Annotated in this window: 1 pseudogene; it reads right to left on the reverse strand. The window is 42.4% G+C overall.

Annotated features, from left to right (window positions below):
* A pseudogene (locus AAEY72_RS14675) lies at nucleotides 1-278 on the reverse strand (XdhC/CoxI family protein); the annotation flags it as partial.

Consider the following 278-nt stretch of genomic DNA (forward strand, 5'->3'; position numbering starts at 1 on the left):
GGGTTGCTGCGTACCTCGAACTTGACCAATAACATTCAAAAGCGCCGTCGCTGTCGTTAAGCGCTCAAACAAAACATGTACCCGTCCATTACATCCTAAGCCAAAATTCAACTCGTCTAAATCAAGGTCTGGTTCATCATAGAAATCAACATTTAAAAAATCATTTTCGGACGTCTCTTCTTTAGCAGCTGCTTTCGCTTCGCCATTTTTGGTGTATTCAATATCATCGCCCGTTTGATAAACTTGTACGCTTGCGCCATTACGAGTAAGCCAAAAGG

Origin of the sequence: Psychrobacter sp. W2-37-MNA-CIBAN-0211, assembly GCF_040309405.1 — a bacterium.
GTDB classification, from domain to species: domain Bacteria; phylum Pseudomonadota; class Gammaproteobacteria; order Pseudomonadales; family Moraxellaceae; genus Psychrobacter; species Psychrobacter glaciei.